Origin of the sequence: Allobacillus saliphilus (genome assembly GCF_018138385.1) — a bacterium.
In the GTDB taxonomy this organism is placed as follows: Bacteria; Bacillota; Bacilli; order Bacillales; family Alkalibacillaceae; genus Allobacillus; species Allobacillus saliphilus.
This window is the reverse complement of record NZ_JAGSIE010000012.1, coordinates 15,509-40,984: the sequence shown is the minus strand read 5'-3', so window position 1 is coordinate 40,984 and position 25,476 is coordinate 15,509. Positions and strand designations below refer to the sequence as shown.

The 25,476-nt window shown below is 37.5% G+C and carries 28 protein-coding genes, 1 tRNA gene and 1 riboswitch; of the genes, 13 read left to right on the top strand and 16 right to left on the bottom strand.

What is annotated here, in order from left to right; all coding sequences use genetic code 11:
• Nucleotides 1-64: 64 nt before the first annotated feature.
• A riboswitch (TPP riboswitch) is annotated at nucleotides 65-170 on the bottom strand.
• A 399-nt stretch (nucleotides 171-569) separates the two neighbouring features.
• Together KC820_RS04940 and KC820_RS04935 are read left to right on the top strand one after the other, a co-directional pair.
• A complete protein-coding gene (locus KC820_RS04940) occupies nucleotides 570-815 on the top strand; it encodes a TIGR04104 family putative zinc finger protein (protein ID WP_212368758.1) in 246 nt (81 codons plus the stop codon).
• A gap of 17 nt (nucleotides 816-832) precedes the next feature.
• A complete protein-coding gene (locus tag KC820_RS04935) occupies nucleotides 833-1,234 on the top strand; it encodes a thiol-disulfide oxidoreductase DCC family protein (protein ID WP_236782531.1) in 402 nt (133 codons plus the stop codon).
• Nucleotides 1,235-1,327: 93 nt separating this feature from the next.
• Here the strand turns inward: KC820_RS04935 and KC820_RS04930 are convergent, their stop codons facing one another.
• From KC820_RS04930 to KC820_RS04910, 5 genes are all read right to left on the bottom strand, one after another.
• The gene (locus KC820_RS04930; protein ID WP_212368755.1) at nucleotides 1,328-2,533 is read right to left on the bottom strand and encodes a cystathionine gamma-synthase family protein; all 1,206 of its coding nucleotides are present in this window, start codon (nucleotides 2,531-2,533) and stop codon (nucleotides 1,328-1,330) included.
• A gap of 40 nt (nucleotides 2,534-2,573) precedes the next feature.
• A complete protein-coding gene (locus KC820_RS04925) occupies nucleotides 2,574-3,782 on the bottom strand; it encodes a M24 family metallopeptidase (RefSeq protein ID WP_212368866.1) in 1,209 nt (402 codons plus the stop codon).
• 228 nt (nucleotides 3,783-4,010) lie between these two features.
• The gene (locus tag KC820_RS04920; RefSeq protein WP_212368753.1) at nucleotides 4,011-5,729 is read right to left on the bottom strand and encodes a PucR family transcriptional regulator; all 1,719 of its coding nucleotides are present in this window, start codon (nucleotides 5,727-5,729) and stop codon (nucleotides 4,011-4,013) included.
• 107 nt (nucleotides 5,730-5,836) lie between these two features.
• On the bottom strand, nucleotides 5,837-6,547 hold the full coding sequence (locus KC820_RS04915) for a CAP domain-containing protein (protein ID WP_336511019.1): 711 nt from the start codon (nucleotides 6,545-6,547) through the stop codon (nucleotides 5,837-5,839).
• 401 nt (nucleotides 6,548-6,948) lie between these two features.
• On the bottom strand, nucleotides 6,949-8,325 hold the full coding sequence (locus tag KC820_RS04910) for a dipeptidase (RefSeq protein WP_212368751.1): 1,377 nt from the start codon (nucleotides 8,323-8,325) through the stop codon (nucleotides 6,949-6,951).
• A gap of 205 nt (nucleotides 8,326-8,530) precedes the next feature.
• On the opposite strand from KC820_RS04910, the gene KC820_RS04905 reads away from it, so the two are divergent.
• The gene (locus KC820_RS04905; protein ID WP_212368747.1) at nucleotides 8,531-9,460 is read left to right on the top strand and encodes a glycerophosphodiester phosphodiesterase family protein; all 930 of its coding nucleotides are present in this window, start codon (nucleotides 8,531-8,533) and stop codon (nucleotides 9,458-9,460) included.
• An 87-nt stretch (nucleotides 9,461-9,547) separates the two neighbouring features.
• Here KC820_RS04905 and KC820_RS04900 read toward each other — a convergent pair whose 3' ends face one another.
• Nucleotides 9,548-10,075: a YceI family protein gene (locus KC820_RS04900; protein ID WP_212368744.1), complete on the bottom strand. Its 528-nt coding sequence runs from the start codon at nucleotides 10,073-10,075 to the stop codon at nucleotides 9,548-9,550.
• 134 nt (nucleotides 10,076-10,209) lie between these two features.
• On the opposite strand from KC820_RS04900, the gene KC820_RS04895 reads away from it, so the two are divergent.
• Complete coding sequence (locus KC820_RS04895) at nucleotides 10,210-10,515, top strand: winged helix-turn-helix transcriptional regulator (protein ID WP_144088640.1); 306 nt, start codon at nucleotides 10,210-10,212, stop codon at nucleotides 10,513-10,515.
• Between the two features lie 464 nt (nucleotides 10,516-10,979).
• Here the strand turns inward: KC820_RS04895 and KC820_RS04890 are convergent, their stop codons facing one another.
• From KC820_RS04890 to KC820_RS04870, 5 genes are all read right to left on the bottom strand, one after another.
• The gene (locus KC820_RS04890; protein ID WP_236782530.1) at nucleotides 10,980-12,548 is read right to left on the bottom strand and encodes an alanine/glycine:cation symporter family protein; all 1,569 of its coding nucleotides are present in this window, start codon (nucleotides 12,546-12,548) and stop codon (nucleotides 10,980-10,982) included.
• Nucleotides 12,514-12,819 carry a GIY-YIG nuclease family protein gene (locus KC820_RS04885; protein WP_212368742.1) on the bottom strand — a complete coding sequence of 102 codons (306 nt, stop codon included), beginning with the start codon at nucleotides 12,817-12,819 and terminating at the stop codon, nucleotides 12,514-12,516. Before KC820_RS04885 ends, KC820_RS04890 begins: the two co-directional genes overlap by 35 nt.
• A 50-nt stretch (nucleotides 12,820-12,869) precedes the next feature.
• A complete protein-coding gene (locus tag KC820_RS04880; RefSeq protein WP_212368739.1) occupies nucleotides 12,870-13,370 on the bottom strand; it encodes a DUF4871 domain-containing protein in 501 nt (166 codons plus the stop codon).
• A gap of 198 nt (nucleotides 13,371-13,568) precedes the next feature.
• Entirely contained in the window at nucleotides 13,569-15,098 is a 1,530-nt protein-coding gene (locus KC820_RS04875; RefSeq protein WP_212368737.1) for an AbgT family transporter, read from the bottom strand.
• Nucleotides 15,099-15,192: 94 nt separating this feature from the next.
• Entirely contained in the window at nucleotides 15,193-15,684 is a 492-nt protein-coding gene (locus KC820_RS04870) for a metallophosphoesterase family protein (protein WP_212368734.1), read from the bottom strand.
• Between the two features lie 135 nt (nucleotides 15,685-15,819).
• On the opposite strand from KC820_RS04870, the gene KC820_RS04865 reads away from it, so the two are divergent.
• Together KC820_RS04865 and KC820_RS04860 are read left to right on the top strand one after the other, a co-directional pair.
• Nucleotides 15,820-16,497, top strand: coding sequence for a DUF421 domain-containing protein (locus KC820_RS04865; protein WP_212368731.1), 678 nt, complete (start codon nucleotides 15,820-15,822; stop codon nucleotides 16,495-16,497).
• 67 nt (nucleotides 16,498-16,564) lie between these two features.
• Complete coding sequence (locus KC820_RS04860) at nucleotides 16,565-17,356, top strand: putative hydro-lyase (RefSeq protein WP_336511018.1); 792 nt, start codon at nucleotides 16,565-16,567, stop codon at nucleotides 17,354-17,356.
• A 125-nt stretch (nucleotides 17,357-17,481) separates the two neighbouring features.
• Here the strand turns inward: KC820_RS04860 and KC820_RS04855 are convergent, their stop codons facing one another.
• Nucleotides 17,482-18,165, bottom strand: a complete 684-nt coding sequence (locus KC820_RS04855; protein ID WP_212368725.1) for a Crp/Fnr family transcriptional regulator — start codon at nucleotides 18,163-18,165, stop codon at nucleotides 17,482-17,484.
• A gap of 166 nt (nucleotides 18,166-18,331) precedes the next feature.
• Nucleotides 18,332-18,760, bottom strand: coding sequence for a FixH family protein (locus KC820_RS04850; RefSeq protein WP_236782529.1), 429 nt, complete (start codon nucleotides 18,758-18,760; stop codon nucleotides 18,332-18,334).
• A gap of 231 nt (nucleotides 18,761-18,991) precedes the next feature.
• Between KC820_RS04850 and KC820_RS04845 the strand changes: the two genes are divergently transcribed.
• Complete coding sequence (locus tag KC820_RS04845; protein ID WP_212368722.1) at nucleotides 18,992-19,411, top strand: CBS domain-containing protein; 420 nt, start codon at nucleotides 18,992-18,994, stop codon at nucleotides 19,409-19,411.
• Nucleotides 19,412-19,453: 42 nt separating this feature from the next.
• On the opposite strand, the gene KC820_RS04840 is transcribed toward KC820_RS04845, so the two are convergent.
• The gene (locus KC820_RS04840; RefSeq protein ID WP_212368719.1) at nucleotides 19,454-20,008 is read right to left on the bottom strand and encodes a DUF488 domain-containing protein; all 555 of its coding nucleotides are present in this window, start codon (nucleotides 20,006-20,008) and stop codon (nucleotides 19,454-19,456) included.
• 157 nt (nucleotides 20,009-20,165) lie between these two features.
• On the opposite strand from KC820_RS04840, the gene KC820_RS04835 reads away from it, so the two are divergent.
• From KC820_RS04835 to KC820_RS04825, 3 genes are all read left to right on the top strand, one after another.
• A complete protein-coding gene (locus tag KC820_RS04835) occupies nucleotides 20,166-20,405 on the top strand; it encodes a DUF362 domain-containing protein (protein ID WP_144088539.1) in 240 nt (79 codons plus the stop codon).
• A 20-nt stretch (nucleotides 20,406-20,425) separates the two neighbouring features.
• Nucleotides 20,426-20,911: a DUF1189 family protein gene (locus KC820_RS13515; RefSeq protein ID WP_212368716.1), complete on the top strand. Its 486-nt coding sequence runs from the start codon at nucleotides 20,426-20,428 to the stop codon at nucleotides 20,909-20,911.
• A gap of 419 nt (nucleotides 20,912-21,330) precedes the next feature.
• Complete coding sequence (locus KC820_RS04825; RefSeq protein WP_212368714.1) at nucleotides 21,331-22,212, top strand: CAP domain-containing protein; 882 nt, start codon at nucleotides 21,331-21,333, stop codon at nucleotides 22,210-22,212.
• A gap of 88 nt (nucleotides 22,213-22,300) precedes the next feature.
• Here the strand turns inward: KC820_RS04825 and KC820_RS04820 are convergent, their stop codons facing one another.
• The gene (locus tag KC820_RS04820) at nucleotides 22,301-23,593 is read right to left on the bottom strand and encodes a methyl-accepting chemotaxis protein (RefSeq protein ID WP_212368711.1); all 1,293 of its coding nucleotides are present in this window, start codon (nucleotides 23,591-23,593) and stop codon (nucleotides 22,301-22,303) included.
• A 309-nt stretch (nucleotides 23,594-23,902) separates the two neighbouring features.
• Between KC820_RS04820 and KC820_RS04815 the strand changes: the two genes are divergently transcribed.
• A complete protein-coding gene (locus KC820_RS04815) occupies nucleotides 23,903-24,298 on the top strand; it encodes a hypothetical protein (RefSeq protein WP_212368707.1) in 396 nt (131 codons plus the stop codon).
• Nucleotides 24,299-24,600: 302 nt separating this feature from the next.
• Here the strand turns inward: KC820_RS04815 and KC820_RS04810 are convergent.
• Nucleotides 24,601-24,673: transfer RNA gene (locus KC820_RS04810), tRNA-Val, on the bottom strand.
• Between the two features lie 83 nt (nucleotides 24,674-24,756).
• On the opposite strand from KC820_RS04810, the gene KC820_RS04805 reads away from it, so the two are divergent.
• Together KC820_RS04805 and KC820_RS04800 are read left to right on the top strand one after the other, a co-directional pair.
• On the top strand, nucleotides 24,757-24,951 hold the full coding sequence (locus tag KC820_RS04805) for a hypothetical protein (protein WP_212368705.1): 195 nt from the start codon (nucleotides 24,757-24,759) through the stop codon (nucleotides 24,949-24,951).
• A 100-nt stretch (nucleotides 24,952-25,051) separates the two neighbouring features.
• Nucleotides 25,052-25,432: a carbonic anhydrase gene (locus tag KC820_RS04800; protein ID WP_236782528.1), complete on the top strand. Its 381-nt coding sequence runs from the start codon at nucleotides 25,052-25,054 to the stop codon at nucleotides 25,430-25,432.
• Nucleotides 25,433-25,476 lie beyond the last annotated feature (44 nt).

Genomic DNA, 25,476 nt, shown 5'->3' with positions numbered 1-25,476 from the left:
ATCTCTTTCAAGACAACAAAAAAAGCAATCCTAGGGAGGCTTCATTAATGGGTCACCCAGCATTGCACCATTGAAGCCACATCCCTACGCTAGTGCTAACTAACAGGTTCAAAGGGTTTAGAGCATCACACTCAGTCTCAGCCATACCAATGGCTCCCCCTGTGGTCTTGTCGATTCACTTTTTTTGTCACCTTCATTATAACCGACCATCCGTATAACTTCAAGGTAGTCTGACCAACCGCGTCATGCTCTTGGGAAAATTCAACAAAAGATGTATACTTAAGATATGTAGAATGTTGTTATTCATGATAAATGGAAACTTGAGTACGCTTTGATGACTATATAAAGGAGATGGGCGTATGTCTTTAAAATCGAAAATTTACAAGTTCCTTCGTATTTGGAATGATGTAGACGCCGTTAGAAAGGGACGTGTAGGCCGACGTGTCGGGAGGCGTGTTGCTGGTAAAGGATCTGGAAAATTACTGAGGAAACTATTCAAATAGGGAGCGAATAGAATGTTTCAATGTAAACATTGTAGCTATGAATACACCTATTAAGAAGCTTTAGGGATGGCTTCCAGTACAGGGGTAGGAAAACGATGTCCAAACTGTGGTGAGACAAATTATTATACTGCTAGGAGCAGAAGAAAAGGAATGTTTATTGCAATGTTAAGCAATCTCTTTGTTTTAGTACTTAACTTTTTTGATGTTTCAATGGCTATTTCCATCGGTATTCTTGTCATTTTACTCATTGGCTATTATTTACTGATTCCTTTTTTATTTGAACTTACTAATCATGAAGAGCCATTATGGTAGGACGGAGTGAGTTGATTATGGAAAAATCCATAATTTTATTTGATGGTGTATGTAATTTATGTAATGATGCGGTTCGATTTTTAATTAAACGGGATTCAAAAGATCAATTTCGCTTTGCTTCATTACAAAGTGATCTAGGCAGAAAAGTAATGAACCAATTAAAAACGAATGGTGTTAGTAGCATAATTCTTATCGAATCAGGTAAAATTTATACAAAATCAACAGCGGCTCTCCGAATTGCAAGACATCTTCCATCTCCTTGGAAGTATTTCCATCCACTAATTATTTTACCTCATACACTTCGCGATCCAGTATATAACTATATTGCCCGTAATCGATATCAGTGGTTTGGAACTCAAGACTCTTGTATGGTCCCTACGCCTGATAATCGTCGCAAATTCTTATTAAACGAAACATAGGTAACTTTTTCTGTATACCAATATAAATAAGCAGTTCAATTAGGAATGGCCTAATCTGAACTGCTTTTTAAGTGTTCATGACTACCTACCGATTTAATTTACTTCTGCTGTTAAAATCTCCTTTGGTAAGGATTCAAAAGCTTGCTCTAAATCAGCGATTAAATCATCTGGGTCTTCAATTCCCGCTGAATACCTGATTAACCCTTCAGGAATTCCCATTGCAGCACGCTCCTCTGGTGTACACTCAACATGGCTCGTTACCCGCGGAGGTCCGATAATTGTCTGTACACACCCGAGACTCGCTGCCCGCTTCGCTAATTTTAATTTCGGTAACAGTTGATTCATTGTTTCAACGCCACCACGGACGTTAAAGCTAAGCATTCCTCCAAAGCCTTTCATCTGTTTTTTCGCGATCTCATGGCCGACATGATCTTCTAATCCAGGATAAAATACATCGGTTACCCATTCGGAAGTTTTTAAATACTGAGCGACTTTCATTGCGTTTTCATTTTGTTGGCGAATTCGTAATTCTAACGTTTTCATGCCACGCAGTAACAAATAAGCAGCATGAGGGTTTATTGTTGCCCCATTAATTTCACGGTAATGGTAAATCTGATCGACTAATTCTTTGCTGCCTGCGACCACTCCACCCATTGCATCGGAGTGTCCCCCTAAATATTTCGTTGCACTATGCAGAACGATATCTGCACCGAGTTCTAATGGGTTTTGATTAATTGGTGAAGCGAATGTCCCATCCACTACGACCAACGCATCAACTTCATGTCCTGCTTTCGCCATCCGTTCGATATCGATAATCTTCAGTGTTGGATTTGTCGGCGACTCTAAATAAACTAGGTCACAACCTTGTGCGATTTCCGCTTCCATTTCTTCATGGTTTGCGGTCTCACAGAACGTAATATCTACACCCATGTTCGGTAGAAATTCTGTGAAAATTTTATTCGTTCCACCATACGTATCTTTGATGGTAACGACGCGATCTCCTGGACGTAAAAATGTATATAACGTATTAGAAATCGCTGCCATCCCAGAGGCAAAAGCTGTTGCCGCTTCAGCATTTTCTAAATCTTTCAGTTTATCTTCAAAAGCTTGATTAGTAGGATTTGTGTTCCGTCCATAAATATGGCCCTCTCGTTGACCAGTTGCAATCTCATACCACTCATTCATATCATCGTATCCGAAAGAAACACTATTCACGACGGGTACTTGTGTTGCCCCAAAGGCTAATTGGTCCTTTTCCCCTGACCACGAGGCCTTTGTTCCTGGTTTGAATGTTGTCATATAATCTCCTCCTTAATAATTATCTATATTCATTGCTACCTTAACTAATAATTCCTTTTGTATCATCTGGAAAATGGAACGGTATTTTTTGAATCAGTCCACGTTCGAAATTCGTCAGTAATTCCACTCCGTCCTCAGTCACACGGAAGGATTCGCTCGTCTCTATCCCATCTTGGTCAAACCATAAGCCTGGAATAAAATGAAATGTCATATTCGGCTCCAAAACTGTGCGATCATTTTTGCGTATGCTTGCTGTATGTTCGCCCCAATCTGGCGGGTAATTTAATCCTATTGAATAACCTAGACGTGATTCTTTTTCAATCCCATATTTCCGTGTTGACTCCACCCAAGCTTCCTCAAGTTCTTCAAGATAGATGCCCGGTTTCACTTTTTGAAGTACATTCTCAATGCCTTCCTGTACAATCTCATCCAATTTCTTTAACCGATCAGTTGGATTACCGAGAAACACCGTACGTGCTAATGGTGCATGGTAGCGCTTATAACAACCTGCGAGTTCAATAATAACGGCATTTCCTTCTTCGAAATGATCATCACACCACGTTAAGTGAGGTGCTGAAGTTTTGTCACCTGTCGGTAGCATCGGGACGATTGATGGATAATCTCCACCAAACTCTTCTTTACCTTTAATCAGTTCATAGTAAATAGATGCTGCTGCGTCACACTCTCTTGATCCTGTGTGGATTGCATTAATTCCTGCTTGCATAGCTTGCTCTGCCAGCATTCCCGCTCTTCGCATAAATTCAATCTCTTGATCAGATTTAATGATGCGAACCCAATTAACGAGAGAGGTACAGTCTTTAAATGTCCCATTTGGTAAGTGTTCAAGCAACGTCGTATATGATTTTGCTGAAAAATAGTACTGATCCATTTCTACGCCAATCACCCGTTTTTCTTGCTTTAGCTCAGTTAAAAGCTTTGCAATGTATTCCATTGGGTGAAATTGATGCGAATTCACAAAATAATCCGGATAAGAAACAATATTTTCATCATGCATCCAGGTCGTACGTTTCGCCCCATTCGCATCCATATACCGACCAATCCATATTGGTTGTGGTTTATCGATGATAACAATCAACATTTGATGCACATAAAAGGACCATGCGTCATAACCTGTTAAATAATTCATATTTGCTGGATCTGTCACCAGCAAAACATCCACACCGTCTTTCTCCATTCGCTGTTTTGTTTTCTTCAGTCGTTTAAGGTATTCTCCAACTTCGAAAGTCAACAAGGGGTATTCCTCCCTTCTTAATGAAAGCGCTTTATAATTAGAATTTTTAAATAATTTCTCTTACTCTATTGTATTACCGGTAAGGTCATTTTGGTAACGTACAATCTGTATGAAGTTTTGAATCATGTACTTATACACTTTGCTTACTTGCTATGTAGAATGATGTTCATTAAAAAAACCCGTATGAAATTCAAGTTCTTTCATACGGGATCAATCCTTTTCATATTAAATGTCAGTTGAGCTTCTTACCTCTGTTTCATTCCATTCACCATTTTTTAGCTGCCATAATCGGATACTCATTTCCAATAAAAATGAATCATCAGAATCAACGAGTGTCAATCCCGTCAAACTTTCAATTCTTTTTAATCGATACAACAATGTTTGGCGATGTAAAAACAATGCCCTAGCCGTTTGACTAACGTTTCCTTTAAATGTTTGGTATGTCATGAACGTGTGAATCAAATCTGATTTCTTTTTACGATCATAGTCTAACAGTGGCCGTATAGTGTCATTGACGATTGTTATTAATGCATCCGTTCCTTCTATACTTAATAACAACCGGTTTAACTTCGTTTCTTCAAAAAACGTTCTACCACCAAAGGTCGATTGTTCTACATGAAGATCAAGTGCTGTTCTTGCTTCTTGATAGCTTTTGAAAAAAGATTGCAACCCTTGATTATGAATGCCTATACCCCAAGCGAAAGTAATGCCCGCCAGCTGGTCATGTAAGCGTCGTTCAATCATATCAAGAAAGTGACTGATGGTCTTTTGGTGACCTTCTTCATCGATTTCCAAGAAGATAACGACTTCTCCTTCTTCAAATGATGACATCGTTCGTCGATTTAATTGCTGTTCTGCATACGTTATTTCTTTTTGTATATAGTAGTTCAAACTATGCAAAGAAGAGTGTCCTGGTTGGTCTTTCTCTTCATATCGTAAAGTTTCTGGGTAATGATCTGTCGTAAAATCGCCTACAATACAAGCGTATTGTAAGGATAAATCGTATCCGAGCAGGCTTCCTTTTGATAAAACTTTTGCATCAATATGTTCGATGTCTTTGGCCAGCTGCATAACAAAATTATCTTTCAATCGAATCTCTGTCATTTCAATTGCATTTTCCGTTAAAAAATATAACGCACAAGCTGTAAGCCCATGCTCTAACGCATGCATGACAAACCAATCCAACTCATCCGGACTATCAGGCATAAATAATAAATACCCTTGTTTTTTATGGTTCGAAAAGATTGTCAATTCATAACACGTTTGATCTCCTACTACATATTGATTAATATGCTGATACAATGGGTGGTCACTTGATGGTACTACTGGTGATTCCATCAAATGAACCGGAAGATCATTAAACTGATTAATGGCATCGATAATCTCTTGATCGAAATCATAATTCGCTCGAATTTGTTTCTCCTCATCACTGATCGCGACAGGAATATTGATTTCTTTATATAATATTTCCATTAATGTTTCTAACGAGCTGTTATTCAGTACTTGATCCATCAATCGAATGCGTAGATGCTCTGTCTTTTTTCTCCGTTTTTCATTATTTTCATTAATGGCTTGCAGTGATTCCTGTACAATGTCGGAAAAATTGGTCTTCCAGTTCAATAACAAAAGGATGAAATGATTCTCATTAGCCAAGTCAATGATTCTTTGGGGTATGGTTTCTATCCTATTGTCAGTTGCAATTGCAAGAGCCGTCGCACCAGATTGAATGATATCGCTTACAAATTGATAACTCGAATTAGGATCTTGATTAAAATTGGTGGCCGCCGATAGAACGAGTTCATGCTTACGAATAAAGTTCTGAACCGGCAACTCAACAATGGAAACCCATTCCACCTTTTTAGTTTCCAATAAAGATTCACCCGTTATGACGTGAACATCCTGTAAAGAAGGAATATTCATTAATTCTTCCAGCCTGAGTCCCATTTTCCTCACCCACTTTTGATTCCTCTTCTATTCTTCATTATATAAAAGAGAATCATTAACAGTCAATTCGGAAAATTAATACTATTATAATGTGAAGAGCTTCTTACTTATTTCGCAATGAACAATTGCGTCCAATAAGTCCCCATTTCTCCACCCTCTTCAAAGCCGACCCCTATGTGGGTAACATTTTGATTTAAGATATTTTCTCGATGGCCTTCACTTTTCATCCAACCATTCACGACATCTTCAGGATCAAAAAATCCCGCTGCAATATTTTCAGCTGCCACTTCGTAATCAATCCCAAATTCATTTAACATATCAAAAGGTGAACCATAGGTCGGCGATTCATGACTAAAATAATTTAGATCAGCCATATCAGCAGACTTCTCTTGGGCAACATCTTGTAATTCGGGGTCGATTTTCAAAGTCGGTAATCCATTTACTTCTCTTTCACGGTTCGTTAACTCAACAACTTCTTCCAGCAAATCATCTAGCTGTGATTGCGTTTTAATGGAATCTCCGTCTCGCTTTTCAGGTGAACCAATACCTGGACGCGGATCGGTTTCTGATTCAAATCCACGTCGGTTCCTTCCGTTCGTACGTTCGCGTTTCTTCGTTCCTATCGAATATTCAGGATTTTGAATCGAGTTTGAATCGCCATCATTCGCCCACCGATTTTGTCGTGGTCTTACTTCGTCACCATTTCCTCCAAAGCTAACCGGATCTGGTTCAAATTTAAAATCAATACTTTCCTCTTCTTGTCCACAACCGACACAAAAAAGAATAATTGCGAACAAAATTACTGTTACCTTTTTCACTAATATACTCCCTCCTTCAGATGTCGTTAGTTTTTGTGACCGCAAAAAAAATATGCCTCTGAATTATTGAAGACATATCATTAGCACAGGGGCCAGATTGCATGTATAAGACTGTTCAGTTTATTTTTCTGGTCACTCGGGAGTATAGGACGCTCCTATAGGACTTTTTAGCTTTATTTTCTGCCCGCTCGGGGGTATAGAGTGCTCCTATAAGACTTTTCAGCTTTATTTTTTGGTCGTTCGGGGGTATAGAGCGCTCCTATAAGACTTTTTAGCTTTATTTTCTGCCCGCTCGGGGGTATAGGCATACTTAGAGCTTACTTTTAGTTACTCGCTCTTCTCAAAAATTAAAAAACCGCACAGCATCAAATTTGCCGCACGGTTTTCATTAGAGCTAAATATTAACCTTTATAATCGTTTAACATATAATAATAATGGGCCAATGTCTCCATACCTTTATCGAAATTCTCAAGGTTTAAATGCTCATTTGGAGCATGTAAGTTCTCATCTGGTAAGCCGAAGCCCATTAACACAACGGGTACGTTTAAAATTTCATCTAACTCAGCTACGATTGGAATTGAACCGCCACCTCGAATATAAGCCGTTTCAGCTTGATACACTTTCTCATAAGCTTCTGCTGCCATTTTGATAACCGGATGATCAAATGGTGTGACATACGGCTTTCCTTTATCGAATGGTTTAATGTCTACATGAACTCCATTCGGTGTATGTTTTTCTACGTGATTAGCCAATAACTCGACAATCTCATCTGGATCTTGGTCAGGGACTAGACGACAGGTAACTTTTGCGGTAGCTTTATTCGGCAAAACGGTTTTGATGCCTTCACCTTGGAAACCACCATAAATCCCGTTTACCTCAAGTGTCGGTCGAACAGAAGTCCGCTCGACATAGCTATAACCTTCTTCACCATCTAACTCAGGAACATTCAATTCATTTTTCAATTTTTCTTCATCAAATGGAACAGACGCAAGTGCATCCCGTTCTTCCTGAGATAATTCTGGAACTCGGTCATAGAAACCTTCGACTTGGATTCGATTTTTTTCATCTCGGAAGCTGTCGACAATTTTTACAAGTGCATGAATTGGATTGACGACGCCTCCACCGTATTCACCTGAGTGCAAGTCACTTTTCGCACCTGTCACATCGATTTGAATACCTGCTAGACCTCTTAAGCCATACGTAATCGTCGGTTTACCTCTTTCCACGAGTGCGGAATCAGATACGACAATTAAATCCGCTTCGAGCAGATCCTTTTTCTCTTGGGCAAATTTCGGTAAGTTCGGACTGCCGACTTCTTCTTCTCCTTCAATCAGTACCTTGAAGTTCACAGGGGCTTTATCAGATGTTTTCAAGATCGCTTCCATGACCTTTAAATGCATGAATACTTGTCCTTTGTCATCTGTAGCACCGCGGGCATAAATTTTATCATCACGAATAGTCGCGTCAAATGGTTCTGAATCCCATAATTCTACAGGGTCGACAGGTTGAACATCATAATGTCCATATACAAGTACGGTTGGAGCGTTCACATCGCTTATGTACTCACCATAAACAACCGGATGGCCATCAGTAGACATAATTTCAGCGTGAGCAAAGCCGATGTTTCCTAATTCTTTCTTCACCCATTCTGCTGCCTTTTTGACATCTTCATTATGAGATGACAACGCACTTATACTTTGAATAGATAAAAAATCCTTCAGTTCACTTAAATGCTTTTCACGATGTTTCTTTAAATATTCAATTACTTCATTCTGCATAACAATAACCTCCTCTAATTTCTATTATAAAGAAAACTGATATAATTTACACGAGAACAGCAAAGAATTCTTTATAGAGATATTTCTACAACTTTTATTTCAAAACGTTAACAATTTCACAAGTTATCATCTTGATGTTATATGACCTTCATTAAAAGGTATGGATAAAGTATAGTTTTTTGATTACCTAAAGGTGGAACTGACGATGAAACAGCAGACGAAAATCAGATTAAATAAATTTTCGCTCATACTATTGGGTGTTGTAGTCGTTTTTATTGCATTAAATTATTTACCCGTAAAACCGATTGATCAGCATCCTTTTTTTAAAAATGATGAACGTGGAGGGCCAATGGTTATTGCTCACAGAGCAGGTGATCAAATCGCTCCTGGCAATACGATGACCGCTATTAAAATGTCTTCTGAAATGGGTGTCGATATGATTGAAGTCGACTTGCACATCACAAAAGATGGTGAAATCGTTCTCGCTCATGATCCTACAGTTGACAGAACGACAGATGGCACAGGATATGTTGCAGATTATACATTAGAAGAATTTTTAGCGTTAGATGCTGGTTATCATTTTCAAAATACAGAGGGAGAGTATGCATTCAAAGGGATCGGTGTTTACAAACCGACGCTTCGCGAAGTATTTGAACGCTATCCGGAGATGAATTATATGCTTGAGGTCAAACATACAAACCCTGCTGAAGTTCACCAAGAAATTGTTGAAAAGCTTTGGGCTATTATTGAAGAATATGAAATGCATGATCAAGTGATGGTTTCGTCGTTCAATCAAAAGATCATTAATCGGTTTGATGCCTTAGCTAAAGGGCAGGTAGCTCTTGGAACTGGCCGAGAAGTAGTATTTAACTTTACGATTGCACATAAATTCTTTTTACGTAACCTATTTCAACCAACAGGTGATGTAATCCAACTTCCACGAGCAAATAAATACTTCAATTTCTTTACAAAAGAAATGATGGATGGAGCTAGAAGACTTGGAATGGATATTCATTATTGGACGATTAATGATGAATTAACGATGAGGCAAATGGTTGATGCAGGTGTAGATGGAATCATCACAGACCGGCCGGATTTATTAATTGAGATATTGGAAGAAAAGGGATTACGTTAGCTCTTTGATTGAATGAAAAGAATGACATATAAAAAAACCCAGATTGGAAAATAACTTTTCTCAATCTGGGATTTGTTTTATCTTCGTTTATTTGATGATTAACTCAATTTCGCCATTTACTTTAACATCTTTACCAACTAGTACGCCACCTGTTTCAAGTGCTGCGTTCCAGCTCAAGCCATAAGCTTCACGGTTGATCGTACCAGTGAAATCGAAACCAGCAATTGTATTACCTTGCATTGGTTCTTTTCCTTGACCGTTGAAGTTTACAGTGAAAGTTTCTTCGTTTGTAACACCTTTCATTGTCACATCACCAGTTAGCTCGTACGTATCTCCACTTACTTTTTTCATGGATTTACTTACAAATTTAATCGTCGGATAAGTTTCTGCATCAAAGAAATCTTCTGATTTTAAATGTGCATCACGATCAGCCTGACTCGTATCAATTGAATCTGTTTGAATGACTGCTTCAATACTTATATTTTCTAAGTCGTTAATATCACCATCAACTTGAATATCGAAGTCTCTGAATTCACCTTTCGCTTTTGATACCATCATGTGTTTCACCTGAAAGTTAATGGAACTATGCGGTTGATCTAATAAAATGTTTGACATATTTATTCCTCCTAAAAATTATTTAATTACTTTATGTAAGTTAGTATACTTTAGATATACACTTGCGTCAAGTAAGTTTGTTTAGTTTATTTTTTTACTTATATTTTGTATACTATAAAAAAGAGGTGATTTTCATGGCAGATTCAGCCGTATGCGATAAAGTTGAAAAAGCATTAACATTGATGGGGAAACGTTGGGTTACATTAATCATTTATCAACTCCTTGAGAGCCCAAAACGCTTTTGCGAATTCGAATCCTCGATTGGCATAAGTGGTAGAGTATTGTCTGAACGCTTGAAAGAACTAGAAAAAGAAGGAATCGTTCAGCGTAAAGTTTATGACGAAACACCTGTACGTGTCGAATATACGTTAACAGATAAAGGAAAAGCAATGGAACCAGTCATTCGTTGTACACAAGAGTGGGCAGAAGAATGGTTGTAAAATTAAACTAATCAGCCGAACTGCATAAAGCTCGGCTGATTTTTTAATGTAAACTTTGAATGGAACCGATATATGTGTCATTAAATTCGATCTATCATTTTTAAGATAAAGGAGTTACCGTTAACTTTCTTTGACGAAAATGTCATCGAGATACATTCTCGACGACAAAATGTACTGCTTGGATGGTGAAAAGGTCTTCGAGATGCGTTCTCAACGACAAAATGCACTGCTTGGATGGTGAAAAGGTCATCGAGATGCGTTCTCAAAGACAAAATGCACTGCTTGGGTGGTGAAAAGGTCATCGAGACACATTCTCGACGACAAAATGTGATGCTTGAATGTTCAAAAAGTCATCGAGACACACTCTCGACGACCGAATGGGCTGCCCAGGAAATGAAAAGGTCATCGAGATTTGTTCTCGATGACCTAATGGATTGCTCAATTGCCGAAAACGGCGTTGAGACCTATTTTGGAGGTTGATTTTTTTCATCTTGCATTCCCCACCACTCTACATTCTTTAATCCTTTGATACGAGAGTAGTGGAATTGTGGATCGATTCCTTCTTTCTTCTGATCAACATAATCTTGTAAGATTCGGAAAGCAACTCTTCCCAATAATAAAATAGCGATTAAGTTAACAACTGCCATTAACGCCATAAACAAGTCAGCCATATTCCATACGATTTGTACAGAAGCCAAGGAACCAAACATGATCATTCCTAAAACGATGACACGATAAATATTTAACATGATCGGATTGTTTTTAAGAAATGCGATATTCGTTTCACCATAATAGTAGTTCCCAACTAATGAACTGAAGGCAAAGAAAAAGATGATGATTGCCAAGAAAATGGAACCGAATGCCCCGATATGAGCATCAAGTGCTACCTGTGTCAATTGAATACCATCTTCTGAAGCGCCATAGAAATTATCGTAAAGGATAACGATAAATGCCGTAAAACTACAAATAACAATTGTATCGAAAAATACAGCTAAAGATTGAACTAAACCTTGCTTTGCAGGATGGCTGACACCAACTGTTGCCGCTGCGTTTGGTGCACTACCCATACCTGCTTCGTTAGAGAATAGACCTCTACGAATTCCATACATGATTGCAGCTCCGGCACCACCACCAAAGGCTTGCTCTAATCCAAATGCATCTTTAAAAATTAGTGAGAATACGGCAGGTACTTCTGTTATGTTCGTGATCACTACGTATAGGGCAACCAGTATATAAATAAATGCCATGAACGGAACAATTGCCCCTGCAACGGTTGCAATCCGTTTTATTCCTCCGAAAATAACTATACCAGCTAACGCAACGAGAACGAATCCTGTCCACATTGGATCAATGTTAAAGGCTTGATCAACAGCTTGCGAAATTGTATTCGCTTGTACTGAGTTAAAGATTAATCCGAAAGTGATAATGATTAAGATGGAAAATAATACACCCATCCATCTCTGACCAAGAGCCATTTGCATATAATAAGCTGGCCCTCCACGAAATCCGTCTTTATCAGGAATTTTATATGCTTGTGCCAGTGTACTTTCAATGAATGCTGTTGCCATTCCGACTAACGCAACCATCCACATCCAAAAAACAGCCCCTGGACCACCGATGGCAACCGCAAGTGCAACACCTGCCAGGTTACCTGTCCCGACCCTGGAAGCGATCGTGATACTGAAAGCTTGGAAAGCGTTAATTCCCCGCCGTCCACTTTGTTCAACGGCCTCCTCCGTAATAACCTTAAACATATTGCCAAATAAGCGGAACTGAACAAATTTAGTTCCTAGGGTGAAATAAAGACCCGCACCTATAAGTAAGTAGATTAAAATATAATCCCAAAAAATTGTGTTTCCAAAACCAATAATATCATTAAGTACGTCTTCTACTGCATTCAAGTGATATTCTCCTTTCAAGCATATTCTGTAACCAGTTCCCCACTTCATACACGGACAAACCGATAATTTTAGTTGATAAGTAACTATTTTCATCCGATCAATCTTTAAGAGTGGTAAATCTTCCTTTTTCATTCACAAGCTGATTCGTTAATGAAGCAATCAAGTCTTCTTTTTCATTCTTTTTCAGTTTTTTCACATTAGCTTCTTTTTTCATTGCCTCACTCTTTGTGGCAAGCTGTTCTAAATAAACTAATTCAACAGGTCCCCTTGAGCGAGTATATTTAGAAGCTTTACCGACTTGGTGTAATTTCAACCTATTTTGCAAGTCAACGGTATAACCCGTATATAGAGATCCGTCTTTACAACGAAGCATGTAAACAAAAAACTCCCCATCATTTTTCATCTAAACTCACCCCAAAGAAAAACCACAACCTAAATGGCCGTGGTTATCAATTAAGCTTCCTCACTCGCTTGAACCTTCACATAAATATGATCAAACATTTCATCGCCCAGATAAACATCTAAACGCCAAACACCTTCAGTCGGTAATGACAACACTAAAGGTAAGTGAGCTTGCTCCTTACCAATTTGCGGTGCAGTTGCTTCCCATATTTTTTCTTCGTTCTCAGTTCCGGCCAAGTCAACGATGGCTTTCTTTTTTTCCTCATCATCTTCATGGAATGCTTCTATTTTTACGGGACCATTCATTAATTCTTCCTGTTCGCCCCAGAAGTACATGACATATTGTTCATTTTCTCCTGCAACAAAAGGAATGTGATCAATAGCTAAACGCTCTTCTTTTCCGATTACCTCATACTCTCCTACTTCAAAAACAGGACTTTCACTCCAACCATCATCGTTTTCATTTTGAGACTCTTCCGCATCATCTGAGCAAGCAACCAAAATAACGGCTAATAAGACGAGTGTGATGATTGAAATCATAGACTTTCTCATCGTCGTTCCCCCTATGTAATTGAATCAACTATTTTACAAATATATCATATCTTCTAAAAATCAGCTATATAAGATTTTGTAAAATTTTTTATAGAAAAATACTTTTTATTCTAATTACGCGTTGAATGAACACTGTTTTGATCGAATGAAACCAAATAAAAGAGACCCCATGATATATGAGGTCTCTCTTCATAAAATCTATGGATTATATATAATTGGTGCGCCTGGTCCTAAATCAATTCCTAATAACATCCAAACAATTAACATGATTGTCCAAGAAATTAAGAAAGCGATAGAGTAAGGTAGCATGACTGAGATTAATGTACCAATACCCATTTTCTTATCATATTTCTGTGCAAATGCGATAATTAACGCAAAGTATGTCATTAATGGCGTGATAATATTTGTAGTCGAATCGGCAATACGATAGGCCATTTGGGTCAATTCTGGTGAATAACCCAATTGCATCATCATCGGAACGAAAATTGGTGCAATCATAGCCCATTTAGCTGTCGCACTTCCGATGAATAAGTTAAGAAAACCAACGATAATCACAAAGGTGATAATCAGTGGGATACCACTTAAGTTAATCGTATCTAAAAATTCAGCTCCGTATACCCCTAAAACAAGTCCCATGTTGGACTCACTGAAGTATGCAACGAATTGACCAGCCGTGAATGCCAATACGATAAACATACCCATTGTCGCCATCGTATCCGTCAATTGGTCAGCAACATCTTTGTCACTTTTAATCGATTTCGTTGCAATACCATAGAATAGTCCAGGTACGAAAAATAATATTAAAATAACTGGTACTAAAGAGCTCATAAATGGCGAGTCAATAATACCGCCGTCATCTGCACGAAGAGGAGCATTCGGGAATGCAACGAGCAAAGCTAATAAGATAGCTGTTATTAAAACAGATAGACCCGCCCATTTTATTCCTTTCTTCTCCGTCGCTGTAAGCTTTTCGATTTCGCCTTGATATCCACCGTCATATTTACCTAATCGAGGTTCAACGATTTTTTCAGTTACCCATGCACCTACAATGGTCAGGAAGAATGCAGATGCAATGATAAACCACCAGTTCATGGCAATGTTCATTTGTTCCGCGTAAGCAGGATCGATAATACTTGCTGCTGATGTAGTCAATTCACTGAGCAAAGCATCGAGTGATGACAAGGTTAAGTTGGCACTGAAACCTGCTGATACACCTGCGAAAGCCGCACTAATACCTGCTAATGGGTGACGACCGAGCGCAGCAAATATAACCGCACCTAATGGAGGTAATACGACATACCCAGCATCTACTGCGACACTAGACATAATACCTGCAAACACTAAACCTGCTGTAATCAATGAATTTGGAATCGCCATGACAAATCCACGAAGCAACACACTAATCAACCCTGTGCGCTCAGCGAGACCAATTCCAAGCATTGTCGCAAGGACTACACCTAATGGAGCAAATCCGATGAAGTTGTCCACCATACTGTCAAATAAGTAGCGGACTCCTTCTTTACTTAATAAGTTGGTGACTTCTACCATTTCTCCTTCTTTACCAGGATGCTCGACGCTAATTCCTAGGCTTGAGACAACAGCAGAAAGAATAATGACAATAAGGGCTAAGATCCCAAAAAGTGTAATTGGATGTGGTAGCTTATTCCCCGTTTTTTCAATGCGATCTAAAAAACGTTGAAAAAAGCCTTTTCGTTTCTCTTGTTGCATTGGTCTACTCCTCTCTTTTTTTGATTCAGACCTTGTGATTGATTGTAATACAGACTTTTGGAAGTGAAAAGTAAAAACTATTTCCATTATTTGATTAAGAATGAAAGAATTTAAATGATGGTTCAATCGTCTCTTCTATCGTTAAAACAACAAAAGAATTTACAGGAACTCTTCGTTTGTCCGTTGGTGAACCCGGGTTAATCAATAATGTTTTTTGATGATAACGAAGATACGGTATGTGCGAGTGACCGAATAACACAACGTCTACATCGTCATCTTTAAATGCATTTAAAGCTCTCTTTTCTGTCGTTCCCGTTGTACCATCTCCATGGATTACACCTATACGAAAGCCTTTTACAGTCAGAAGTAATTTCTGAGGAAAGCGCTCTACTATTTCAGCGTCATCAACATTGCCCCTGACTCCTTTTACTTCAGCAAACCGACTCAATTCTTCGTAAACATCAAGTGATGACCAATCTCCTGTATGTATAATTAGGTCTGCTTGGTTCAATTTAGAAACAAGTCGTTTTGGCAGTCCTTCTGCTTTTTTAGGCATGTGCGTGTCACCGATGACAATGACCTTCATGGTTGACTCCTTCCTATTCCTATTTATTTTAAAGCAGCTGCAATTCATCTAAAATCGCTACAAATTGCTTTTAATGTTTGCTTGGTCGCTTACTCGGGTACTGTTAATGCGACTAGAGAAAAGGAGGATAAGTCAATGATGTTTCAAACAATTGCCGTATCATTAATTATCGGCTTGGTCGGTATCGTCATTATAACCCGATTGCTTGGTAGAAAAGAGCTTTCCCAAGTAACACCTTTAGACTTTGTGTATGCACTAATATTAGGTGGAATCATCGAAGAATCAATTTACGAAGACCAAGCTAAATTTTATCATATTATTTTTGCACTTGCACTATGGGCTTTTTTAATTTGGGCAATTGAAACTTTACTCGTTAAATACGATAAATTACGTCCTATTGTTAAAGGTCGTGCTATCACACTCATTAAGGATGGAAAGTTAAATATTAAAAATGTAGAGAAAGCGAAGTTAGAAACAGAACAACTTCGCACGCTTTTACGCATGCAAGGTATTTTCTCTATAGAACAGGTACAATATGCCATATTAGAAACAAGTGGTTTAGTCAGTGTCATTCCAAAAGCGAGATATGACCAAGTAGATAAAGATGAAATACTGGACGATTTTGAACAAAATCATCCGAGTTATTTACTTATCGAAGAAGGAGACATTAGTGAACGGGACCTGGAAGCTGCCGGTCAAACGAAGGAATGGTTGCTTGAGCAACTAAAAGAGAAAGAGATTGAGGTAGACAATGTTTATTTTGCTGAATGGCATCCAACTGGAGGTTTCAACATACAAACTTATGACAATTAACCGTGATTGACTAACTATATTTTTAAAGATACGCTATCATTATCATTTAAATGGGGGCGTTTTGGTCGTGAGAGATTATCCGAAATTATTAAGAGAAAAAATTCGAAATGGTGAATTTGATCAAACAACTTCCGGACATTGTGAAGATTTTGTTCAAGCAAATGTTGTTATTTTACCAATAGAATACGCTTTTGATTTTTTTCTATTTGCTTACCGGAATCCAAAATCATGCCCGATCATCGATGTCTTAGAACCAGGTGAAGTAGAGTCGAACTTGGCGAATGGTTCAGATGTTCGGACAGATGTGCCGAGATACCGAATTTATCATGATGGGAAAGTCGATCGAGAACTAAGCTCTATTGAATCTCTTTGGAAAAGTGACTTGGTGACCTTTTTAATCGGCTGTAGCTTTACATTTGAAAAAACATTGCTTGATGCTGGAATTTCGTTAAGACATATTAAAGAAGGAAAGAATGTCGCCATGTATACGACATCTATTCCGACAACACCAGCTGGAAAATTCCATGGACCTCTCGTCGTCTCGATGCGACCAATTAAAAGGAATTTGATTGAAAAAGCTCGTCAAATTACAGCAAACTATCCAAACATGCATGGGGCGCCTATTCATATCGGTGACCCAAATCAAATTGGAATCGAAGCAATTGAACGGCCTGACTTCGGAGATACGGTCAAAATAGAAGACGATGAAGAACCTGTCTTTTGGGCTTGTGGGGTGACGCCTCAAATGGCTGCAGTAAAAAGCAAAGTCCCATTTATGATCACCCACTCACCAGGCCATATGTTTGTTACTGATATTACAAATAAAGAATTTTTAGAGAATCGCAATTCATTTAAATAAATAATTAATAAAAGAACCGAACGACTATCTGATGGATAGCCGTTCGATTTTTGTTTTTATGCGTTATATTTGATAGTCTCTTATAGACCTTTCACTCTACTACTACCTCAACGCCATAAAACATTTTATGTATAATCAATCAGTTTCTTTTCATCCAAAATGCTAATTTCCTTACGATTATGAGTAACAATCCCCTCTTTTTTTAATCGGTTCAATGTACGATTGACCGATTCTCGCGTCACACCAATTAAACTAGCGAGATCCGTATTGGTCATTGGCATACGTATTATGATTGTTCCGTCTTCTTGTTGCTCACCCAATTCCTTTGAAAATCTCAACAATGTGCTGATGATGCGTGAAAAAACACTTTGAGTAGTAATCGACTGTATCCGGTTCTGCATTTCTAACAATTTTTTCCCCATCACTCGCATCACTTTTATTGAAATCTCTGGTTTACGAAGCATTAATATTTCAAATTCTTCAATGGGGATAGAGAGCAAATCAACCTGGTTAATCGTGACTGCCGTTGCCGGATAGGGTGTTTCATCAAAAAAACCTACATGAGGAAACATTTCATCTGAATGTAAGAAAGAAATGACTTGCTCTTGTCCTTTTTCATTTACTTTATATACTTTTACTAATCCAGACAAAATAAAATAAACAGCTTTCCTTTCTTCCCCCTCAATAAAAATATTTGTGCCTTTCGGGAAAATCCGGTGGTTAGAAATCTCGGCCACTTCATTTAATTCACTGTTTGTTAAATCAGAAAAAACAGGGAATTGCTTAAAAAATTCAGGGAAACATACCATTATGAAATCCTTCTTTCCTATTTATCATTAATTTCATTATATAGATTCATATATAGTATTCATAATCGTTTTTAATTTCAATAACACGAAAGATTACAATAAACTAACTTTCTAATAAAAAAGCAATCTTCAATTGTTTTGAAGATTGCTTAAAATCCACCTGTTATTATTCTTCGACATCCCCAACAGTAATCGATGCTTGTGGCATATTATGTTGACCCTTTGCAGTCGTATGTGCAAACATCTCATATACGCCTTTTTCTTCAAACGTAACTTCTACCGTATAGCTACCGTCTCCATTATTCGTTGTTTCGACGGTCTCACTATTATCTTTATTTCCTTTTTTCCAGTACTCGAAGTTCATCTCTTCTGCATCAGTTACATCCTCTTCTCCATAAGTAACCAATGCTTTCAGCTCAACCGTTTCCCCTACTTCAACTTGCTCCGGAATATCTACTTCTACTTCCAATGCTGTTAATTCATCTGATTCATTTGAATGATTAGCGTGTTCTTTTTCCTCTTCCTTATCATTACTTGAACAAGCAGCTAATACAAGAACTAATAAGGTCAATACGATGAAACGTTTTATGTTCATTTGCTTTTCCCTCCATTGATTTCAGTGATCTATGTTCCTATGTTTAATTTAACATATCCATCGTCGGTCGTTTAATGAAGTATTTGAAGGGTTTATGAATTTTTAATTATAGTCACATACTGTACAAATTAACTAGTTTTAATACGACTTTTTCAGGAAATAATATTAGTGTGGGATGAACAAGCCCGAAAGTTTAGAGGCATAAAAATTTCACCTAAGGAGGTTTTCCACATGCCAATGCTTAAAGAAGTGATGACAGATACCGTAATTGCTGCAGATGCAACAGATAACCTTACGGCGACAGCAAAAGAAATGAAAAATAATGATATCGGAGATCTTCCCGTATTGGAAGGTAATAAACTTAAAGGTGTTGTAACCGATCGTGATATCGTCACTCGCGGTTTGGCTGAAGGAAAGAATCCAGATAATACGGAAGTTAGTGAAATTATGACAAGCAAGGTCATTAGTGCTTCACCTGATACAGATGTTCATGAAGGCGTTCAACAAATGGAGAGTCATCAAGTAAAACGCTTATTCGTCGTTGAAAATGATGAGTTAAAAGGTGTTGTGTCAACAGGTGACTTAGCTAGAAATCAACAGACGAAAGATATCGTTGACGAAGTACAGAGCGCAATTAAAGAAGAAAAATAAATAACATTTAAATGCCCACCTTCACAGTGAAGGTGGGCATTTTTATGAGTTGAGCTTTGGATAAACAACAGAACCGTCTGCTTCGATGATTGGCATTGCTCCCCAGCGCCCTAATTCATGCTCAACAAGTTCGATTTCGCTTTTGGAATTGTCAATGATATGAAACACATTCCACCCATTCACTTGAAGCCAGTTACTGATTAGTAAGCGGTGACATCGTGATGGATGTCGTTCTGAACAAAAATAAACAAGGTTGTGTTTTTTTGCTACATGTTGAAGTTCGTTAACTCCTTCTAAAAAATCTTCGGTTAATGTATAGTCCGCATAGTTGTGAAAGGATTGGTTGTTCCACCCCTCATTCAATTCTTCTTGAAAAGACCTCGATTTCGTTCGTCTTCCCCCAAGAAGGGAAAAGTGTTGATAGGCAATTGATGATTCTGGTAGCCATTGTTCCATTCGTTCTTTTTTAAAATGAGGGAACTTTCGACTACCTGGGAAGGCTCGAACATCTGCAACGAAATCAATATTAGCATAGAACAACATCTTCAGAAAAAAATCTTGGCTATGAACAGAGTGACCAACTGTATAGATGTTCATTAACATACCCCTTTTTTCGTAGCTCTTTTTTACTTATTTCCCTTCCCTAGTGAGATTAATCATAATTAATTTGAAACGGAAAGCTTTTGTAATTGAACAATTTTCATTATAATGAATGAAGAACATTTTTGAGTAGTCAACATTGGAGGAATAGATAATGGCTTTTGTTATTACTGCGCCTTGCCAAGATGAAATGGCAGGTGAATGTGTAGAGGTTTGTCCTGTCGATTGTATAGAAAAAGGTCCAGATCAATATTATATCGATCCTGAAATCTGTATCAATTGTGGTGCATGTCTATCTGTATGCCCGGTCAGTGCAATTGTTGAGGATTTTGATATGATGCCTGATGAAGAAAAATACCTGAAAGCAGCAGAAGAATTTTTTAAACGCAGCTAAAGATTGCCGGAGGAACAGCCGTGAATTTCTTAACAAATGTTAAAAATAGTATTCAATTACCAAATAAAGCAGCACTATTTCGTTTAAACCGAGTTAGTATGAGAGATACTATGGTTTATGCGTTGATTTTCACTTTTATTTTAGTACTCCCTGATATTTTCCATGCGTTCACATCATATAAGGAAGTGGACTATTTTGGAATGCCAAGAGAGTTGTATTTTATTCAGCTGATCATCCTTTATCCAGCAACGATTTTTCTGTTCGTCGTAATTGGTTTATCGGTTTTGTCCGGAATCGCCGTCATCATACGTAACTTTTTACATAGAAAACTAGCCTATCAACAATTGTGGAAAATGACTGCGTTCGCCTTAACAATTCCTATGATTATTTACCTCATATTTCGTATTTTTCAAATTGAGACGGTCTGGATTAATTTACTGCCTCTTCTCATTTACTTTTTCTTGATCACGAAAATGATTTTAGTATTTCCAAGGATGAAAGAATAAAATATATTTAATTGTAGCACTGACTCCGGTCGGTGCTTTTTTGTTGTTTAATTACATAACTGTTGAAGACTGGAATCTACAGCATCCCTTTCTATCAACCCACTTTGAATGAGATGCCCTTCTCCTTAAATTCAACGATGAAATCAAGTAACATTTTCATTACATTTAGGCTGTTTTTGTAACAAAAGACGTTTTTTAAAATCTGTCAACATATAAATCTATGTAAAAGTTTCCTGCTGTACTTCTATTAACCAATCAAGAAAATCTCACCAGTTTGTCAACTCCTTGCTACATAAAGGTTATGCACTTTTCCACAGAATTGCCTATTAAACAGGTAATTTGTGCCACAAATATGACAGAAAAACGCATGCTATGATGATGTTGCAACAAAAAACAACCCAAAGGAGTGTAAAGCACACATGAAGAAAAAAATTAGTATTCTAGCGATTGCTTTAACTATTCTGTTTGGCGGAGTGTTTGCATCTTCTGCATCAGCAGCGACGTCCGATCAAACACAAGTACAACAGAATTTCTCATATAAAGTCTTCTATTCTTTTAACGGTTGGTCAGACTATTTCTCAGGTAATGACTGGTGGAAAAAAATCTTTAGCCCATATAAATGGCAAAGCAACCAAGATCAGAAAGACGTAAATCAACAAGATCAAAAAGAACAAAAGCCATCTGACAATAAAGCTAATGAGCCAAAGTCAGAAAAACAGCCTGCACCTGAGCAGCCTAAAAAAGAGCAACCTAAAAAAGAAGTAGAAAAAGAACAAGAGAAGGAAATTGAAAAAGCTCCAGAAAAAGAGCAAGAGAAAGCACCTGAAAAAGAGGTTGAGAAAGAACAACAAGTCGAAGAAACACCAGTTAAAGAAGAAGTGACGGAGCAAAAACAAGAGCAACCTGAACAAACAACTAATGAATTGAATGAGTTTGAACAACAAGTCGTTCAATTGACGAATGAAGAGAGAAGTAAACATGGTTTGCAACCATTGAAAATCGATACAGAATTGAGCAAAGTTGCTCGTGAAAAATCTCGTGATATGGCGACAAATAATTATTTTTCACACAATAGCCCAACGTACGGTTCACCATTTGACATGATGAAACAATTTGGTGTTGACTATCGTACAGCTGGTGAAAATATCGCTAAAGGACAGCGTACGCCACAGCAAGTCGTCAATGCTTGGATGAACAGTGAAGATCACCGTGCCAACATTTTAAATGGCAACTTCACGCACATCGGCGTTGGTTATGTAGAACAAGGTAATCACTGGACACAACAGTTTATCGGAAAATAATAGTAAAGAATGACCACCAATCATACAGATTTGGTGGTCATTTTTTGATTATATTAGCATTTAGATTATTAATTTACTTTTAGCATACCTATTTTAACCGAAATCGTTGAATCTGTTTATTTAAGCTTTGAGCTTGGTTCTCCAATTCATTTGCAAAATGATTCACATTTTCAATAGTGCTGGCTTGCTCTTGAATCGAGGCATTGACTTCTTCCGTTCCAGCTGATGTTTCCTCTGCGACTGCAGCAACCTCTTGTGATTGTGCTGCTGTTGATTGGATGGCCTCCAACTGTTCATTAACTAATTCAGAAATGGCGTCAATCTCTGTTGCGATTTCTTCGACAGAATCGGCAACTTCTTCAATCGCTCGATTTGTTTTAACACCATTTTCAGATTCAGCTCTTGCTGTCTCTACATTTTCATTAATTCGGACAACGACATTACTAACATCTTTTTGAATCGCTGCAATTAATTTTGAGATGTTTTTAACAGCTTCAGCACTTTGATCTGCGAGCTTACGGATTTCTTCAGCAACAACGGCAAACCCTTTACCGTGTTCCCCTGCTCTTGCCGCTTCAATCGACGCATTCAGTGCAAGTAAGTTCGTTTGTTCAGCAATATCGCCAACCATCGTAATGATCGTTTCTACTTGCTTCGTATTATCTTTTAATCGATTGACATCCGTTAAGGACAGCTCTTGATTCTCCGTTAATTGCTGAATGCCGTCAACTAATTGATTAACGACCAATTTACCATTTTGCAGGGTATTTAACATCGAACGAGACTTGTTTCTTGATGTAGAAGCTTTCTCTTGAACATTTTCTGCAAGATTAGTAATCCGCTCAACCGATTCCACTGTTTGTTGGATTGCTTCTGCTGAACTTTCAGATCCACTGGCAATTTCATCAGTAGCTGAACGAATCGTATTAGAATAAGTCGCCAATTCTTGTGAAATAGATTTCATCTTAATAACCGTATCATTCGTATGGTCAAAATGTGTATCAATATTCGTGACGGTATCTCTTAGATTTGTCAGCATCTGATCAAAGGCCTGCCCCAATGCTCTAATCTCATCATCTGACGAATGAATATCAATTTCTTGGTTTAGTTGTCCATTGGCAGCTTCTGAGGCTGCATGTTCCAATTTTTCAAGTGGCTTTGTAATGAATCGAGCAGCAAAGAAAGCAAGAATTCCTGACCAAATAACCCCTGCCAATAAAGTTAACGTCGTAAATATTTCCATGGAAACTGCCCAATATTGAGTAACGTAATCATAGACTACATAAAGGAACAAAGCGCTCATTGAATATGTAATAATTGCTAAAGCAGTTGTAAAAAACATTAATTTTTTACGAAGTCCAAACCGGTATTTCTTTTTCATGTACTCTCCCCCGATTGATGAATTGGTTGATTAAAAGCTATGTATATATAAAATCCGATCTTCATTGATAGAATAATTCGATCGGAGTTGATACCTTAGTCCTATAATTATATCGGAGTATTCTAAGTTTACTAAACAGTTATTTGGACAATTATTTGACAATAATACGTCCTTAGTATGTTTCTACTATGGATAATATCGGTTGGATTTCGCAAATTTGAAGTATAGATACGGGTTGAGAGAGTCGAAAGGTAAGATTAAAATAATTTGTGACAGGTCAAAAATCCTTGGAAAGGTAGTGAATAGTTTATGAAGAAAATAATCTTCTTAATCAGCATCGTTACACTTTGTTTAATTGGATATTTCATATATGTCAATCTCGGTTTCGGTAATCCCACTGCTAGAGAAATTTTAGATGATAATCCTGATGCAGATATCATCAAACTAGATAATCTGATATACGTAAAGAATAAGCAAGAAGATATTTCATCTAAATATAATATTGAACATGGTGAATTTATCGGGGAAATTAAAAAACGTTCAACAAATAAGTGGTGGTTTAGGAATTTATACGCAAGCAAACTACCAAAAGGTACTAAATTATATACAACCGATGATCAATACGAGAAAGGTGATGCCCCATTCATCATTTTGGTAGAGTATAATGATGAAGTGCTTGTATATGATGCACTTGTTGAAGGGTAATACATGAAACAAGTTTACATTCTTATCGAGCTTATCCAATTTCAATTAGTAGTTAAATATTTTTTTCTTACTTGATGTATTTTCAAAGTGTTACGGGAGTTTGTTGGTTCAATCAATCATTAAAATTCAAATACTCTACAACTTACGTTAATTGATTCGCTTGCTTTTATAGTATCGCTTCATGATAATAAATTCTTAATTAATATAAAAAACCTCCTTAGACTATGTCCAAGAAGGTTTGTTATCTACCGCAATTATGAATTCAATTCTATACATTGCGATTCATTGGGTTTGGCACCCTATGACTCCGATTGGGCTCGAACCAACGACCTCCACCCTGTCAAGGTGGCGCTCTCCCAGCTGAGCTACGGAGTCATTTGATAAATAAATCTTTTGTCGACAATTACTAATATAATGTTTTATACTGAACTTGTCAATCTTTTTTTGGAGGTTTTATGATGATCGCCAGAATACTTACTTTTCTAATAATTGGCGGCCTATTATTGGCAGCTATTGCCGTAGCAGCACCTCACTATTTAACTGAATTTTGGATTGTTTCAGCTCTATTGTTTTTGATTGGTATATCGATCCTAGTTATTATCTATTTGAGAAGAGTAATATATTTAATCAAACAAATGAAGGCTAAAGAGTAAATTGTTCAATTGTCTCATTTTTTAGATATTACTTTCAATTCACACTTTCTTCGAATAAACTATAATTAGTGTGAAAAGAGAGTTTTTGGGAGGAGTTATGATGTCAAACCAATTCGTAACAGCAATTAATTGTATGGATGGCCGTGTACAAGAGCCGGTCATTAAATGGATGAAAGAAAAATACAATGCTACCTATGTTGACATGATCACAGAAGCAGGTCCGAATAAAACACTCCTCTATGGTTCCGATGAAGACAGAAAAAGAATTATGGATAAAGTGGATATTTCATATCATAATCATGGCTCTAAAGTTCTCGCCATTGTTGGTCACCATGACTGTGCAGGCTATTCACTTGAAGATTCTACTAAAAAAGAAAAGATTAAAACGAACGTACAAACTTTTAGAGAATTGGATTATGAAATGGAAATCATCGGACTTTTTGTAAATGCAGACTTTGAAGTGGAAGTCGTAGTTGATTAATTAAATGCCGTTCAAGTGAACATAGTGCTTGGCGGTTTTTTGTT